Origin of the sequence: Solwaraspora sp. WMMA2080 (genome assembly GCF_027497395.1) — a bacterium.
Taxonomy (GTDB): domain Bacteria; phylum Actinomycetota; class Actinomycetes; order Mycobacteriales; family Micromonosporaceae; genus Micromonospora_E.
Map to the genome: position 1 here is coordinate 860,564 of NZ_CP114910.1, position 16,508 is coordinate 877,071.

Genomic DNA, 16,508 nt, shown 5'->3' on the forward strand with positions numbered 1-16,508 from the left:
ACACGCACGCTGTTACCTCCGGTAGTCACTCCGGTTCGTCTGCGGTGTCGTCGACCCGTCGTTTCCTGAGGCTGAATCGTGGTTACCGCCTCTTCTTGTGGTCGTCAAAACCGTCGTCGAGCGGAAATTGCAGCAATAATCCAAGATCCCGAAGATTCACGAAAGTCTATCATTAGTAACCGCATGCTTCCATAGCGCGACTGTGTTCGAAGAGGCGGCACCGGGTACTGTGCCGAATGGTGCTGTGGCATTAGTTCTGGAGATATCCACAGCCAATCATCGATAAATGATCTTTTCTGACTGACGGTCGTCACGGTGTGGTGCCGGTTACCAGCGGCGGTCATCCTGGTGTGTCCGATGGCGTCGGGCCGCAGGTGCATCCTGATTCATCTCCGGCAGCACGCTCGGCCGGTGGTGCCGCCCGTTCCTCGACCTGGGCCGGGGGTAGCCTCGATTCGTCAGAGGGGTTTGGTCCCTGCCTGACCGTTTCGGCTTGACTGTTTTGTCCTCTTGTGGGTGTACGGGCCGGCCGCGTCTCGCTGCGGGCGCGCCGGGTCTCCGGTCCCGGGGCTTGCCTTTCTGCTGGTAGGGGCAGGTTGGGTGGGTCAGGTGGTCAGCGGCAGGTGCAGGCGTTGCCAGCAGATCAGGAACGCGTCGGCCCAGGGCCAGGTGTCGGGGATGGACAGTGTTCGGCGGCGGGCGTGGGTGGTGAGTTTCGCGGGTAGGTGCAGTAGCCGGTAGCGCAGGGTGTCGGGTTCGGCGTGGGCGAGATCGGGTTGGTCGTGCAGGCCGAGTAGCCGGGTCCAGGCGGCCAGGTCGGCGGCGATGTTCGCGGCGAGGATCCAGCCGCGGTTGACGGTCCAGGACTTGCTGGGCAAGTTCCGCAGGCCCATGGCCTTGTTCGTTCGTACCTGGTCTTCCACGCCGGCGTGGGAGCGGTGCGGGGCGTCGAGCCACTGCGGGTGGTGCGAGCCGGGCACGCCGCCGATCCGACCGATGTTGGTGGCCACGATCGCGTACCGCCAGCCGGTCTTCTTCTCCAGGTCGGTGAGTTTCTTGGCGTGCCGGGCGGCCGGGCGGGTGCGCCGCGCGAGCAGCCGCAGCCCGGCGGGCCAGCCGCCGAGGCGGGTGTTGAGGCCGGTCAGTTCGGCGACCTGCGCGGTGTCGGTGGCGGTCCCGTCCTGACGCAGGCTGCTGTCCCAGGCCCGCTCGGGCAGGGCGGCGATCGCGATCTCGTCGGCGTCGGTGATTGTCCATCCGACGGTGAAGCGCACCGTGCGCCACAGCCGGTTCATCTGCTCCAGGTGGTGTAGCAGGTCGTGGGTGGCTCCAGCGCCGTCGACCCGCACGAGGATCCTGCGCCGGTACTTCACGGGGAGTTGAACGATCGCCTCACCGAGGACCCGGATATGGTCGGTGATGGTGTTCGATCCGGCGTTACCCGGGCGCAGCAACATGGCCAGGCTCTCGCCGGTGTTCGCGCACCATGCCCCCAACGGGTGGAACCCGAACCCGCGCTTGAACGTCGCGGCCGCGCCCTGCTTGTCGCTGTGGGCGGTGATCAAAGTGGCGTCCAGGTCGATGACCACCCACCCCGACAGCAGTTTGCCCGCCACGGCAAGCCAGGGGAAACCCTGCGGCCGACCGGCGAGCAGATCCCAGACCCGGGCCCGGACCTTCGCCCGTGCCTTGGCGACGCGGCGCAGCCCGGCCTCGTCCAGCCCCGCCAGGGCGCGACGCACAGTGGCCTGCGACGGCGGCTCGGCGAACACCAGAGACTGATGCGCCAGCAGCCCGATGTCGGACATGCTCGTCGCGCCGAGCACGATCGCGACCGCCAGGCAGACCAGGACCGTGCCCCGATCCCACCAGCCCGGCCCCTTCCCCCGCGGCAGCACCTTGTTCAACCCACCGGTCAACCCGGTCCGGTCCGCACACCGGCGCAGCAGGACCGCACCCGCGTGACCGACCAAACCCTTCCCACCCGAGGCCACGACCAGCCGTTGATCCCAACCGTTACTCTTACTCACCGGAAAGGTGCACCCGCTTCTGCTCTGGACTTGATCTAGACAATCACATCCTCGCAGGTCAGGTGCACCTTTCCTTCATCACCCTCGATCAACCAATTCCCCTCTGAACGGGGGAGGGTAGTCGGGGGTGGGCCGGGGGCGGCGGTGACCGCCGCAGCACCCGGCTGGTGAGTCTCAGCAGGGTCGACCGAGCGCGGCGAGTCGGTCAGGACGACTCGGCCCTGGACGCCCGACCCGTGACGCGAGTTCGTCGCAGGCGCTGCTGGATGAAGTCGTCGAGCGTCGATGCCGCAGGGTGATTGTGCAGAGCGTAGAGTCTCCGAGCCTCGGTGGCGTAGCGCCACGCTGCCGTCCGACGGTGGCACGTCACGCAGATTCCCGCCAGGCCGTGGTAGGCCTCGGCGAGCGCGATGTCGTCAGGGCAGCCGGCCGCCGCCACCGCCGCCCGCTCGTATGCCCGCCGCGCGGCCAGACGCCGACCCTGTCGCAGGAGCGTCTCCGCCAGGGCGTTGAGAATCAACGCGCAACTGCCTGGATCCCCCAACTCCTGAGCGAGATCGAGCGCCTGCTCGTACCGGTCCCGAGCCGACCCGAGCTGGTCCAGGTCCCGCAAGGAGTCCGCATGCTCCCAGAACGCACCGACAAGCATGGTCCGGTCTCCCAGCCAGCTCAGCATGTCGATCGCACGCGTGTGGTGCCCGGTCGCCTCATCGGCCTGTCGCTCCACCGCGGCGACCCGGCCCAGCCCTGAGTGTGCTGCCGCCTCGGCCTGCTCGTCGCGGTGTCGAACGGCCAGATCGAGGGCCTTCCGGTAGGCGTCGGCTGCCGCAGCGCGCTTCTGCTGATCGTGCAGGACAGTGCCGATGCCGTACCAGATCCTTCCCTGCAGCGGCTCGTCACCTGCCGCCACTGCCAGGTCGAGTGCCTCACGGTAGCCCGCCATGGCCCGCGCCCGCTCGCCCTGCCAGAAGGCGGCCAGGCCGAGCAGCAGCAGCACACTCGCCTGGCCGCGGCTGTCGTTCGCCCTGCGCGCGGCGGCCAACGCCCGTTGCCCGTACTCACGCGTAGGGCCGTACCGACTTCGTCGAAGCTCGACGGCCGCCAGGTCGTGCAACGCGGCACCGAACGCCGCCGGATCGTCGAGGCGTGTCGCGGCCCGTACCGCGGCCTCGTGAACGGCGGTCGATGTTGGCAGCATGCCGATGGTGTCCAGGTGTCGGCTGAGAGTCCTGGCCAGGTCGACAGCGTGCCGGGGTAGGTGGCGTTCAGCGGTGGTGACCACGCGCACCAGCACCGGTATCTCTCGTTGAAGCCAGGCCCGGGCGGTCTCGGGTCCGAGCAGTTCAGGGATCTCGGCGGCGGACGAGGCAACCGCAGGCAGCGCGGTGCGTAGTGACGGGTATGACACGCCGATGGCGACCGAGGTGCTCGCGAGGTAGTGGTCGAACAGCCGGCGGCGTGCCTCGTCCACCGAATTCTCCTGGCCGGCGAGGTCCAGTGCGTACTGGCGGAGCAGGTCGTGCAGGGCGAAGCGCCCGTCGCCCCGTGGCTCGACCAGATTCGCCCGTGCGAGCTCGGTCAACAGGCGCCGCGACTCGCCCAGCGTGGTGGACGTCAGCGCCGCCACCGCGTACGCGTCGAAGTCGGGCCCGGGATGCACACCGATCATCCGCAACGCGCGTCGCTCGGCCTCGCCCGGGAGCCTGCGGTACGACCAGGAGAAGACCGTTCGGATCGCCCCGTACGAGTCCCCGGTAGGGCTCAGTGCGGTCATCGCCGTAGTCTCGACGAGTTCCTGCGCAAGCTGTGCCAAGGGCTCGGCTGGATTCTCCGCCAGCCGCTGCGCGGCGATGCGCAGGGCGAGCGGGAGCCCGGAGCAGCCGTCGGCCACCGCGCGAAGAGCAGCCGGCTCGGCCTCGGCTCGCGTGCCGACCAGTTTGCTCAGCAGGGCCAGTGAGTCCGTGTCCGGCATCCGGGACAGACTGATCCGGGTGACGTCGGTGGTGGCCGACAGGCCGGCGAGAGTGTCCCGGCTGGTGATCAGGACCATGGACGGCCCGGTGCCGGGAAGCAGCGGACGGACCTGGTCCGCCGAGGCCGCGTTGTCGAGCACGACGAGTATCCGACGGCCGGCGACCAGACTGCGGTACAGCGCGGTGCGTTCGTCGAGACCCTCCGGAATCGACGGGCCGGCGACACCGAGACCGGAGAGGAAGACTGCCAGGGCGTCGCGTGGCGGTACGGCCTGATCGGGGTGGTAACCCTGCAGGTTCACGTGCAGTTGTCCGTGGGGGAAATGCACGCGGCTCCGATGAGCCCAGTGCATGGCCAGCGCGGTCTTACCCACTCCTGCGGTCCCGGAGATCAGTACCACGGTGGGCGCCGTGGTGGATCGACGTAGCTGCCCGGCGAGCCGCGCGACCTCGGCGGCCCGGCCGGTGAAGTACCGCGTGGCCGCCTCGAGTTGCGCGGGGACCGGGGTGGTGGCCAGGTTCGTGCCCCGGTCCCGTTGGCGCAGTGCCCCGGTCACGGTCGCCGTGGCGGTGATGACCGCCAACAGCAGGCTCAGCACGGACGCTACCTGATCACTCTGCCCGAGACCGATGCGCAGGAACAGCCATGCCAGGACGCCCTCGACACCGACCACCAGGATCAGAACTGCGACGATCAGCAGTCGCCACTTCATTGACCAATGGTATCGACTGATGTAGTCATCTGCGTCTGGCGAGTCATTCAGATTGATGTCGCAGGGATAAACAGCGTAGGTCGGCGTCGCGACATGGGGCAGGTGTCGTGAATCTTCCAGCATCATTGGTGATGATCGTCGGTTTTACTGGTTCCTGCTCGCCGACCGCCAGCGGATCAGGTCATCGCGGGCGAGGGCTGACAGACGGTGGCCGGGTACGGTTGTCGATGATCGGAAGCTGTGGGCGTCTGCTGGCGGCAGCGGAGGCCCGCAGGCGACGGACCGGGGGAGAGAGCGGGCGTGGCGCTGTGGAGAGCCCTTGTCGTCCCAGGCGGTTGGGAAGGGCACCGGCCGGTCGAGGCGACGGGATTGTTCATCCCGCTCCTCGAACGCAGCGGATACGCGGTACGGGTCGAGGAGTCGACGCAGATCTACGCCGACGCCGCCGAACTGGCCGGCACCGACCTCATCGTGCAGCCGACCTGGACGCGGCCCGCGCCGTCGCTGCCGCCGCCGCGATTCCGGTGCCGAGGCGGTGAGCGTCGAGCGGCTACTCCATCACCCCCACGTGACGACGGTACTCAACCTCACGGTCCCGGCGGCGCACGCCGAGATCTCCGGCGCGGCGATCGACGCCGGCCGGAATGTACGTCGAGAAGCCGCTCACCGTCACGTTCCCGCAGGGACGGTCGATCATCGAGCGGGCGGCGTCGGCCGGCGTCCGCGTCGGTTGCGCGCCGGACACCGTCCTGGGCACCGGTACGCAGACCGCCCGAGCGGCGATCGACGGTGGACTGATCGGGCGCCCGCTCTGTGCGTCGGCCATCATGGTCACCCCAGGACACGGGCGCTGGCACCCTGACCCCGACTTCTGCTACGCCCCGGGTGGCGGCCCGCTGCTGGACTTGGGGCCGTACTACCTTGCGGCGCTGGTCCACCTGCTCGGGCCGGTCCGTGCGGTGATCGGGTCGGCCAGCCAGCTGCGTGACGTCCGGGTCATCGGTGCGGGCCCCCGCGTCGGGCAGCGGATCCCGGTCGAGGTGCCGACCCACGTGACCGGTGTGCTGGAACATGCGGGCGGTGCCCTGACGACTCTCACGACCAGCTTCGACGGTGTCGCGACGACAGCCGCGCCGATCGAGGTGCAGGGGGAGAAGGGCACCCTCGCCGTACCCGACCCGAACACCTTCGACGGCGAGGTTCGCCTTTCGCGCTCGACGGCCCCGGCTGGCGTTCCCTTGATCCGCGGGCCGGCTATGTCGCCGCCTCCCGGGGGCGGCCTGATCGACCTGGTCCGGTCCGACGAGACGCGTCCGCCACGGGCCAGCGGTGAGATGGCGCTGCACGTACTCGACATCATGACCGCTCTGCTCCGGTCGACGGCAGAGGGCCGGCGGGTTGAGCTGACGACGGTGGTCGAACGCCCCACACCCGTCCCGTTGACCCCGGCCGAGAAGTGGCTGTCAGCTCTCGCACCCGGGCGCTGAACCGAAGATGTCGACCTCAGTCGACACTCCGACAGGGAGACGCGGTTGGACGCGCGCACAGCTGGCACGCTGGCGCTCGTGCTCGCCGGCGTGCTGGCTACGGCTGCGGTGGGGCGCTGGCTGGCGGGGAGGCTCAAGCAGCCGGAGATTGTCCTTGAGATCACCTGCTGCCTGCTGCTGGGCGCAGTGCTGGTGTCACAGGTGGGCTGGGGCGCGCCGGAGACCGTAGGGCGGGAGGCGCTCGAGTTTCTGGGGCACTTCGGCCTCGCCCTGTTCCTGGTGAGCGCCGCCCATGGCATTCGGCAGGGTGGCGAACGGCTCTCTGGTCGAGCCGTGGCCTGGTTGTCGGCGGGGTCCTCCCTGCCGGCCATGCTGTCCGGCGTACTGCTCGCGGCGTGGGTGCTGACGGTGGGCGGCGCCGACCTGCGGGGCGAGGCGTCGCCCACGGCGTTGACACTGATGCTGGCTGTCTCGCTGGCGGTCACGGCGGTCCCGGTGCTCGCCGGCATCCTGCGGGACCGGCGGATGGAGAACACCGAGATCGGACGGCTCGCCATGACTTCAGCCGTCGCCATCGACGCGGTCACCTGGGTGTTGCTGGCCGTCGCTATCGGTCTCGCCACCGGACAACATGGTGTCGTCAAAGCGGTCGCCATACTGCTCTGCGGTGCCAGCGGTGCTGGCGGTCCGGTGGACCACCCGGACCAAGGCACTCGAAACGCTGGCGAGCCGGTACCCGTACGTGGCAATGATCTTGATCGCTGTCACCGCCTATGCCGCCTCGCAGACCACCAGGCGGCTCGGTCTCACCGAGATCTTCGGGGCTGTCCTGGTGGGCTTCGCCCTTCCGGGCGGCGGGGCCTGGGCGGGGGTGAGCCACCAACTGGGCCGGCTCGGCCGCCTGCTGCTCCCAGTCATCGGATTCCTTCCGTGGATACTCCGGCGTTGCGGCCGGGGAGGAATCGGAACTCCTGCGGAGCAGGGCAGGGAAAGCCGATCCGCCGCCGGGGCGGATTGGTGTCCACCCCACACGCGACCCCACGGCTCACGACCGAATCGCCAGATTGTGGACTGTGTCCAGGACCGTGAAGCGGGCGTTCAGGTACCGCTTCCACCCCACCCCCGGGCAGGCCGCCGAGCTCGCCCGGACGTTCGGCTGTGTCCGGCTGGTCTACAACAAGGCGCTGGCCGCCCGCACCGAGGTGTGGACCCTGCGTCGGGAACGGGTCACCTACAACGCCACGTCGGCGATGCTCACCGGGTGGAAGAAGACCGACGAACTGGCGTTCCTCAACGACGTCTCCTGCGTCCCTCTGCAGCAGGCGTTGCGGCACCTGCAGACCGCGTTCGCCAACTTCTTCGCCAAACGGGCCCGGTACCCGACGTTCAAGTCGAGGAAGAGGTCGCGGCGGTCGGCGGAGTACACCGCCAGCGCGTTCCGCTGGCGCGACGGCCGGCTCACCCTCGCGAAGATGACCGAACCGTTGGACATCGTCTGGTCCCGACCGCTCCCGCAGGGCGCGGCGCCGTCGACGGTGACCGTGTCGCAGGACCCGGCGGGCCGCTGGTTCGTCTCCCTGCTCTGCGACGACCGGATCGACCCGGCCCCGGCCACCACCGCCGCTGTGGTGGGGGTCGACGCCGGCCTCGACAGCCTGTTCACTCTCTCCACCGGGGAGAAGATCCCCAACCCGAGACATGAACGCCGTGACCGGCGGCGGCTGGCCCGCGCCCAGCGGAACCTCGCACGCAAGGCCAAAGGCTCGGCGAACCGGGCCAAGGCCCGGCTGTCGGTGGCCCGGGTTCATGCCCGGATCGCCGACCGCCGCCGCGACCACCTGCACAAGTTGACCACCCGGCTCGTTCGTGAAACCCAAACGATCGGGATCGAGGACCTGACCGTCCGCACCATGATGGCCAACCACCGTCTGGCCCGCGCCGTCTCCGACGCGGCCTGGCGGCAGTTCCGCAGCATGCTGGGGTACAGAGCGGACTGGTACTGCCGGGATCTGGTGGTCGTGGACCGCTGGTTCCCGTCGACCCGACTGTGCTCGGGCTGTGGTGTACTGGCTGAACACCTGCCGTTGGCGGTCCGGTCGTGGACCTGCCGGTGCGGGCAGGCCCACGACCGGGACGTGAACGCGGCCCGGAACATTCTCGCGGAGGGGCTCTCCGTGATTGCCTGTGGAGGCGGTGTGAGACCTCACCGGGAGTCCTCCTCTCGGACGGGGCGGTCGTCGGTGAAGCAGGAACCCCCTGGGGCGACCCAGGGAATCCCCGTTCCTTCAGGGCGGGGAGGATTGTCAAGTTCACCCTTACCGGAACGGCGCTGGCGGCCGGCGTGCCGAACCTTGTCTCCTGGGAGGCGATCGCCGTCGCGGTGGCGGGCGTCGCAGTAGCGGCTAGAAGCGTGGAGTCGGTAGTGACCGTCGCTCGATGTCACATGGCGGTCTCACTGCCGTCTGGTGAGTGCTGTGCTGATAGGACAGCATGCTCCGGCCTCGGCGGACCGGTGGTCGGTCGGTAGGTGGTCCATGGCGCGGCGATGCGTCCAAGGTCGTCGGCGTCGCCCGTTTCGAAGTCGAGTCGCCGGCAGGTCACCTGGCGTTCCAGCAAGCGTCACTGTGGATGATCAAGTCGGCCTAGCCAGAGCCCTGGCGTAAGCAGGGTGATACTACGTAAAGTGGCTATGTGGTTACAGCCCGGCTGACCATTGGTTGGATGCGACGCGGACCCGCGACCACTGTGGTCACGGATGGATCGCCACGCGGATCCGCTCCAGCCGGTGCCACCTGGGCCAGATTCCCGAACTCGATGAGCGACTCCCGGACCGCGACACGCCGACTGCCGGCGACCGCCGCGCGGGCAGCAGGGAATCGCTCGCCGTCGCGGTCGCGCAAGACCGGGCGGATCCGACCGTGCAGTGCCGCTGCCCAGGCGGCGGCCGCGGTCATGGTGACGGGCGGATGCCGACGAGGCACCGATCCCAGGCAAGGGTCGACACCACATGAGGGAGGGCACGTGATTCTCTACAACACGTCCATGGGAGTGGTCGCCGGGCTGGCATTGATCCTGGTGTCGCTTCTGCTTCGGCGGGCGGCCGCAGCCGCCCTGCCGGCTTTCCGCAACCCGGATCCCGATCCAGCGCAGGACCGGCCGGTGGCGGTGGCACCGGCCGGTGGCACCTTCGACCCGCGGCTGTGGGCGGTGGTGCTCGGCGCGCTCGGCCTGGTCCTCGCGCCGCTGGGCGCGCTGATGGCGACCACCTGGCCGTTGACCGTCAACCCGCCGCTCAACTTCATCTTCGGCGAGCCGTGCCTGATCCTGGGCGTCTTGCTGCTCGCCGCTGCGGTCTACCTCTGGCACCTGCGTGGCGACCTCGCCGGTCTGCAACAGGTGGACCTCACCCCGGTCGCCGTGGTCGTCATCGGACTCGGCGGCGTCCTGATTGCCTGTGCCGCCGCCATCGCACGGTTCGAGATCGTGGGCGGCGCGCCGGCCGCCGAACCCATCACCGGGCTGCTCAACGGCTATCCACTTGTGGAGAACACCTTCTTCGTGCTGCTCTACCTGGCTGCCGGCCTCGGTGCCATCCTGGCGCCGCTGAGCCGCCTGCGTCCGGGCTGGCTGCTCACCGCCGCGCGGTGGCTCTGGTTTGGCAGCGGGCTGGTCTTCGCCCTGTTCAGCATTTTGAACTACTACACCCACGCCGGCCTGGATATCAACCTCCGTCTCGGCACGGAGTACCGAATCTGATCAGCCTGCGCCCGGCCTGACCACGAAACGAATCCGCCGCGACCCGTGAGACGCCGGCATCAGCCCGGCGTCTCACCACGAGCAGATGGCAACCAACAGCCGCTGCGTCCAGCGTGCCGGCCAGGGAGAAGCCTCCGATCAGGTACTGTCGTACCGGTTCGGCCGAATCGCGGTCCGGCAACTTCACTACTGCGCGTGTCCGGGGCAAGGCTGTTGGGTAGCAGTCGATCGGCGGCCCGTGCCCGTAGTGCCGGCTGGCCGTACCTGAGCGAGTCGATGATCGACAACGATATACGGACGGTGGTACACGCCAGGGCGCTGGTTCCTAGCCCGACGCCGTGGACCGGCACCTGATTCGATGGGCCCAGAGCAGGCTCCGCCGACCGTTCAGGACAACATGACCTTCGGTCAACCGAGGTGAGGGTGTCGACTCTGGTCCGGCCGTCGTGGACGGACCTATGATTGTGGCCGTATCGTGTCGACGAGAGGATCGAGAGCAGGAACCCGACGAGCAGTACCCAGCGTATCCGTGGGTCCCATGGCCGCAGCCGGGCCGGGCCGGGCCGGGCCGCTGGCGGGCGGCGGCCCGGTCGTGACTGATGGCGGCACCAACACGAACATGAGCAGCAGGGCGGTCAGCACTGCGGCAGGCGCGGCCCACACCGGGCCGAGCAGTCCGGCGAACGCGACCACAGCCCCGATCGCCGGCCCGAGTACGATCGCCAGCCCCTGGGCGGCACCCAGCTTGCCGACCGCGCCGGTGCGCTCCTGCGCGGTGGAGCCGGCGACGACGATGGCGAGCGCGGCGACCGGCACCGCGGCCAGCCCTGCCCCGAACAGCAGCCCGCGGGTCACCAGCATGAGCATGAAGGTGAGGCTCGGGTCGAGGTCACCAGTCAGGGCCAGGGTGGCGACGGCACCGAAGGCGGTCAGACCAGCCAGGGCGACGGTCAACCCGTCACCAGGACGGCACGTGGCCCGAACGTGCTGCAGCGGCGTGCCCACCAGGGTGCGGCCAGCACCAGCACCGCGGCGGCGGCGCCGATGGTCAGGCCGAGCTAGGTCTCGGTGAGCCCGGTCTAGCGGGCGAACGGTGCCAGTGCCGGCAGCAGCACCTGCTGGGCACAGAACGCGACCAGGACGGCCAGCAGCAGCACCCCGGTACCGGCCTTGCCGGTGCCGGTCGGCTGGCCGGTTGAGGTGTGACTCGTCATCGCCGTACTCCTTCGGCGGTCATTCGACGCGGTCACCGGGCCGAATGACCAGCCCGCCCCCGGCGACGTCGTTCTATGGGAGGGGTACCCCCAGCGGGGCGGTTTCGGTATGGAACGCATCGATCTGCCGATGTTCAGCACGAAACTCGGCCTACCAGCGGCGCGGTGGGTCCCGCTGCACACCCACGCCCACTTCAACTGGTCGATCACCCGGCCCGGCGTCTACTGCGTCGCGATGACCATCGAAGCGCAAACCGGGGACGGGCGGCGCGTCTCCGACGCGGAGCAGCTCACCCTCGCGGTCGGGGACGGCACCGACGCGTCCACTGTCACACCGTGCGGACGGACACAGGACTACCCCGAGCGCGCCGCCGCTGCGCCAGCACCGGACCCGGTGTCGGCGCCGTTCGTGCTCGGCGCGGCCGCGTCCTCCCTGGTGAGCACGATCTCCGACGGAGATCTGGATACCCAGCTCTCGGTCCTCGACCCGACGCTGGCCGCGCCTGGCGCACCCCACGACCCGGAAAGCGTGATCTTCCACCGCCCGGCGGCGTTGTTCCGGGCCGGCACCGGCAACGTGCCCGGCTTCGACACCGGCGTGTACGGCAACTCCATGCAGGTGATCCACTGGGACGCCACCGGGATCCGGCCCGAGTAACTCCACGGCGACCTGCGATGGTCGCTGCACTCGGTGGCCGGACCGGGTGACGTGGCGTTGTTCCATGGCCTTACCCAGAGCGGGCCGTTCGTGTTCAACACCGCGATCGGCCCGACGGTGACGTGTTCGTCTACCAGACCGGGCCGTTCGGAGCGCCGGTACGCGTTTTCGGTTCCGCAACCGGGCTGCCGGATTCGACCCGGATCGGCGCGGGCACCTACGCGCACGGCAACTGGATGTTCACGGCGCAGGGCAGCTACTGCCTCGCGTTCGAACGCGCCGGCAGTCGGGCCGACGGCGTCCCGCTGTCGGACGCATTCACTCTGGCGGTCGTCGTCGGTGAGGCCGACCCGACCGGCGTCGACCCCGGCGACTGCGCCGGTTCGTAATGGCACCGTTGCGTTCCGACCGCTCTGGTCGGCAGTCGCGGAATGGAGAGTTCGTTGCTCGATCAATACCAGGAATCTGGCGAATTCCTCGACCTGCTGAGCGTTGATGCCTGGCAGACGCTGCGGACACCGGCCCGGCAGGCGCTCGCCGGTGTCCGGTCCGACGCACCTGCTGTCGACCTGGGCGCGGGAAGCGGCCGCGGCGTCCAGGTTCTGGCCGAGACCGTACCGTCATGCGAGATCATCGCGATCGAGCCGTCGCCGGTGCAGCGCGCGGCTCTGCACTCCCGCATCGTCGCCGCCCCGGATCTCGCCGCCCGGACGACTGTCGTTGCCGCGACCGCCGAGCGGGCCACCCTGCCGAGAACGATCAGCGCGGCACTGGTGCTCAACATGATCGGCCACCTGCAGCCGGTCGACCGCCGCGCGCTCTGGCAGCGCCTGGCTGCCCGACTGCGTGCCGGTGCCCCGCTGGTGGTCAACCTGCAGCCGCCGGATGCGGCAGTGCCTGTCCCCGAGTTCGAGTTCACCACCGTGCGCGTTGGCCGGTTCCGATATCAGGGCAGTGGATCCGCCCGTCCAGCTGGACCTGACCAGGTCATCTGGCGAATGCGCTATCGGGTGCTGGACGATCAGGATCAGCCGGTCCGCGACGTTGCCGCCGAGTACGCCTGGCAGGTCCTGTCACAGGAGCAACTGATCGACGAACTGTCGGCGGCCGGGTTTGCCACCGAGATCGGACAGCTCGGGGTGGTTCGAGCCACGCGGTCCTGAGTAATGCCTGACTACGCTCGGGCGACCCGGATCCCGTCCCGTCCACCTGGTGGGCACTGGAGTCGGCCGGTCGATGCGCGGCGGCCAAGTCACCGACGTCGGTGACTTGGCCGCCGCGCGCGGCGTCAGATCGCGGTGAAGGTGATGGTGGCGGAGTAGGTGCCGGGTGCCTGCGTGGTAGGTGCTTCGATACGCAGACCGGCGCCGAGTTCGCTCGTCCCACGCGCGCCGGCGGCACCGACCGCGAGCGGGCTGCTGTCGAGCAGCCCTTGGCCGGACGGGAAGCCGGGTGCTACAGACGCACCGGCGGTCACCGTAGCGGTGCCGGGTCGCGACACGATCCGCGGGGTCCAACCGAGGAACGCACCGGACAGGGTCTCCGTTCCGGAGGTGAAGTCACTCACCTGGCCGGAGGCGGTCCATCCGGGCGCGGCGGCGCGGGTGTCGGTGACCCGGACCGGCCGTAGCTGGCCGGTCGAGACCCAACGGTCGGCCGTAGCGCTGAGCGCGAACTCGCTCATGACCACCTGGTCGTCCGGGCCGACGCCGATCACCAGAGTGCCCTCGGGCACCGCTGCGATGATCTCCTGGCTGGCTGCACCGGGTTCGCCGCCTGGGTCGGGGACGGCAAGGACGACCGGTACCGACTCCGCGACGACAAGGTGGGCCTCATCGTACAACCGGGCGATGATCTCGATCCCGTCGTGTTCGGTGGTCGCGGTGAAGCGGTACGCCGCCGTGGCGGTGTCCGGCACAGCCGTCCACTGCGTGTCGGTGGAGGTCCGGGTGAACCACTGGTAGTGGTCGAACTCGGTCGCCGGCTCCTGCACCGCGGTCAACGTCACCATATCGCCGGGGCGGTAGCGGTCCGCAAGCCCTGCGACGCGAAGCTCGGTCAACGGCGGGCCGGTGTCCCGTACCTCCAATGTCGCCGGTTCTGACGGGCCGTACGCGAGCTGCCCGGTGGGCAGGACGACCGCGACGCTGAGCTCGCGCCCGTTGTCGGCTGCGGCGGTGGTGAAGGTGTACTCCTTGCCGGTCGCGCCGGGGATGGGCGTCGCTTCTGCGGCACCCGCCGGCTTGTCGAACCACTGGTAGCCGGTGAGAACCGTCTCGGGTGACACCTCGGCGGTCAGGCTGGCGACCTCGCCGACGCGGTACGCCGTGTCGCCGGCGACGTTGACCTGCTGGCTAGGTGGGGCACCGTGGTCGTCGACGTGGATCGTCACGGGCTCAGCGGTCATCGGCTCCGCTCCGCCGCCGAAGGTCAGGGTCGCCCGGACCTGTACCCCGTCGAGCGCCTGCTCGGCGACGATGGAGTGGGTCAACCCGGAGGTTGCGGGTACGGCAAGCCACTGGTCGCTGCCGGGCCACGCCCACTGCCAGTTGACTGTGTCGTCCTCGGCCAGCGGCGGGTCGGCGATCAGCTGGAGGTTGATCGGGCCGCCCTGGTGGTAGTGACCGCTGAGGCCGTTGAAGAAGAACAGCTGGGTGGACGGGTCGGCGTCCGACACGTTGAGCTTGCTGGCCTGCTGACCGGTGTACGTCTCAAACGTCCCGAAATCCCAGACCGCAGCCAGCGTCAAGCGGTGGTTGTCGTGGTCGAGGGTGATCGGCAGTTCCAGCGACTTCGCTGCGGCGTCCGTTCCTTCCTGGACGACAGTGCTCTCATGGGTCTCGAGGTCGAGCAGGATCCAGCGGTAGATCAGACCGTCCTTCTCGGGGTACACCGTGGCGGTCGCCCGCAGGGTCTGGCCGACCCGGTAGACGCCCTGGATACCTTCGACCAGTACCTCCCGCCTGCGGATGTCGACCGGAAACGGTGTGGACTGGGTGACGGCCACGCCGTCACGGACGACCTGTACCGCCCATTCGCCGCTGTCGTCGTAGTACGCCGGCAGCACCCGCAGGGTGGTGGCGTCAACCTGGGTGGCGTTGGGCACCGGGAACCATGGGGAGCCCCACCGCTGCACGAGGCGTAGGCTCTCGCCATCGGCGAGCGCCTGGCCGGTCGTCTCGATGACGACCTCGTCGCCGAGGTACGCCGGGCCGCTCGGGACGAAGCCTGCGGCCAGCGGTTCGCCGGTGACGTCGACCGTGATCGGCACCCAGTCGGAGCTGGCGGTGTAGATGCCGTCAGCGCGGATGCGTACCCGTAGTTCGTACCCGTCGTACCCCGCGTCGACCTGCTGCTCGACGACCCCCTGTGCGGCTTCGCCGCCGGTGCCGTTGAAGGACCAGGCGCTGCTGGTCGAACCGATCGGGCGGATGCTCCATCGGAACTGCTCGCCCTCGGCGAGAGTGGCCCCGACCACGTGCGCCCGGAGCGTGTCGCCGGGTTGGTACGACTCGGCGATACCCTCGATGCCAAACTCGCCGCCGGACTCGTCGGTGACCGTCACGGTGATCGGCGTGGACGTCGACGTGCCGGCGACGTTGCCGACCGCCGGCACGAACGAGGCGGTGAGGGAGTGTGTGCCGAGCGCCAGATCCGTCACCGCCAGGGTGGCCTGTCCGGCCTCGACGGCGGTGTGCCCGAGCACCGTGCCGTCGCTGCGGAACTCCAGGTAGCCGTCGAGGTCCGCAGGCGTCACTGTGCCGGTCAGGGTGACGGGGTCGCCGATCGCGAGTTCGGTGGCCGACGCCTCGACCGTGGTGGTGGTGGCGACGGCGCTGGGCAGGCCGCCGACCACAAAGGTGTAGGTGGCGGTGTCGGTCATCGGTGCGTCGTCGACGGTGACGGTGGCGGTGACGGTGAGCCGGTAGGTCCCCGGAGCCGTGAACGCCCAGTTGGCGTGCATGTGGGTACGGCCTACGGTGAACTCCTTGTGATCCTCGTCGGAGGACCACAGCCGGGTCGGGGTACCGAACGATCCCGTCCTGAACAGTTCGAGATCGCCGGGGCCGGTGAAGCCGCTCAGCGTGAACTTCGTCTGGTCGCCGTCGATCGCGCCCGACGGCACCGACTCGGTCGAGAAACCGGGCCACAGCTGGCCGCCGCCGGGGTTGGACTCGGGGGCGATCCACACGTCGGTGCCTGCAGCGGCGATGAACTCGAAGCCGGTGGGCAACGTCTGCGCCGAGTCGTCGTCGATGTGGAACCAGACCTCGTCGGGGGCGAAGCGGGTCCCGTTGCCCTCCGGCACGTCTGCCCTGGTGCCCAGGACCAGGGCGTCGTCGTCGAGGAACGTCGAGACGGCGTCGGTGTGGATGTCCTGGAGCACGCGGTACTCGTGCGGCTCGGGTGCCGGGCCAGCGGTCGCCGATGCCTGGTTCGTAGGTACTAGGAACGCGGCTGCAGTGGCGGCTACCGCCGTGGCGACGGCGCCGGCTGTCAGCCGGTTGGGTAGGCGGCGTGGACGGAAGGGTAAGTGTGTCGCGGTCATGATCAGTTCCTCCTCCAGCCGCAGACCGTAGCAAATGAAAACCGTTCTCGATAGGAGCTGGAGGGGCAGGTCACTGTGCAGGTCTGGCGGGTCGGTGGTTCAGCCGGGCGACGACCGGCGTACTGGGT

At 69.3% G+C, this 16,508-nt stretch carries 12 protein-coding genes; 6 read left to right on the plus strand and 6 right to left on the minus strand.

All coding sequences use genetic code 11. The annotated features are described in order from the left end of the window. Positions 1-605 precede the first annotated feature (605 nt). Together O7543_RS03715 and O7543_RS03720 are read right to left on the minus strand one after the other, a co-directional pair. The gene (locus tag O7543_RS03715; protein WP_281555162.1) at positions 606-2,030 is read right to left on the minus strand and encodes an IS1380 family transposase; all 1,425 of its coding nucleotides are present in this window, start codon (positions 2,028-2,030) and stop codon (positions 606-608) included. A gap of 205 nt (positions 2,031-2,235) precedes the next feature. Beyond that, positions 2,236-4,716 carry a tetratricopeptide repeat protein gene (locus tag O7543_RS03720; RefSeq protein WP_281555161.1) on the minus strand — a complete coding sequence of 827 codons (2,481 nt, stop codon included), beginning with the start codon at positions 4,714-4,716 and terminating at the stop codon, positions 2,236-2,238. Between the two features lie 644 nt (positions 4,717-5,360). Here O7543_RS03720 and O7543_RS03725 point away from each other — a divergent pair. After that, positions 5,361-6,203, plus strand: a complete 843-nt coding sequence (locus O7543_RS03725) for a Gfo/Idh/MocA family oxidoreductase (protein ID WP_281555160.1) — start codon at positions 5,361-5,363, stop codon at positions 6,201-6,203. A 561-nt stretch (positions 6,204-6,764) separates the two neighbouring features. Here O7543_RS03725 and O7543_RS03730 read toward each other — a convergent pair. After that, positions 6,765-6,971 carry a hypothetical protein gene (locus tag O7543_RS03730; RefSeq protein WP_281555159.1) on the minus strand — a complete coding sequence of 69 codons (207 nt, stop codon included), beginning with the start codon at positions 6,969-6,971 and terminating at the stop codon, positions 6,765-6,767. A gap of 305 nt (positions 6,972-7,276) precedes the next feature. Between O7543_RS03730 and O7543_RS03735 the strand changes: the two genes are divergently transcribed. Both O7543_RS03735 and O7543_RS03740 read left to right on the plus strand, forming a co-directional pair. Next, positions 7,277-8,602 carry a transposase gene (locus O7543_RS03735; RefSeq protein WP_281555158.1) on the plus strand — a complete coding sequence of 442 codons (1,326 nt, stop codon included), beginning with the start codon at positions 7,277-7,279 and terminating at the stop codon, positions 8,600-8,602. 622 nt (positions 8,603-9,224) lie between these two features. Continuing rightward, positions 9,225-9,959, plus strand: coding sequence for a DUF981 family protein (locus tag O7543_RS03740; RefSeq protein WP_281555157.1), 735 nt, complete (start codon positions 9,225-9,227; stop codon positions 9,957-9,959). A 456-nt stretch (positions 9,960-10,415) separates the two neighbouring features. On the opposite strand, the gene O7543_RS03745 is transcribed toward O7543_RS03740, so the two are convergent. Then, positions 10,416-10,913, minus strand: coding sequence for an MFS transporter (locus O7543_RS03745; protein WP_281555156.1), 498 nt, complete (start codon positions 10,911-10,913; stop codon positions 10,416-10,418). Positions 10,914-11,038: 125 nt separating this feature from the next. After that, the gene (locus tag O7543_RS03750; protein WP_281555155.1) at positions 11,039-11,173 is read right to left on the minus strand and encodes a hypothetical protein; all 135 of its coding nucleotides are present in this window, start codon (positions 11,171-11,173) and stop codon (positions 11,039-11,041) included. A 109-nt stretch (positions 11,174-11,282) separates the two neighbouring features. On the opposite strand from O7543_RS03750, the gene O7543_RS03755 reads away from it, so the two are divergent. From O7543_RS03755 to O7543_RS03765, 3 genes are all read left to right on the plus strand, one after another. Beyond that, entirely contained in the window at positions 11,283-11,831 is a 549-nt protein-coding gene (locus O7543_RS03755) for a TIGR03769 domain-containing protein (RefSeq protein WP_281555154.1), read from the plus strand. A 122-nt stretch (positions 11,832-11,953) separates the two neighbouring features. Continuing rightward, the gene (locus O7543_RS03760; protein WP_281555153.1) at positions 11,954-12,220 is read left to right on the plus strand and encodes a TIGR03769 domain-containing protein; all 267 of its coding nucleotides are present in this window, start codon (positions 11,954-11,956) and stop codon (positions 12,218-12,220) included. A gap of 54 nt (positions 12,221-12,274) precedes the next feature. Continuing rightward, a complete protein-coding gene (locus tag O7543_RS03765) occupies positions 12,275-12,994 on the plus strand; it encodes a class I SAM-dependent methyltransferase (RefSeq protein ID WP_281555152.1) in 720 nt (239 codons plus the stop codon). 125 nt (positions 12,995-13,119) lie between these two features. Here the strand turns inward: O7543_RS03765 and O7543_RS03770 are convergent, their stop codons facing one another. After that, a complete protein-coding gene (locus tag O7543_RS03770) occupies positions 13,120-16,218 on the minus strand; it encodes a choice-of-anchor M domain-containing protein (protein WP_281555151.1) in 3,099 nt (1,032 codons plus the stop codon). Between the last annotated feature and the right edge of the window lie 290 nt (positions 16,219-16,508).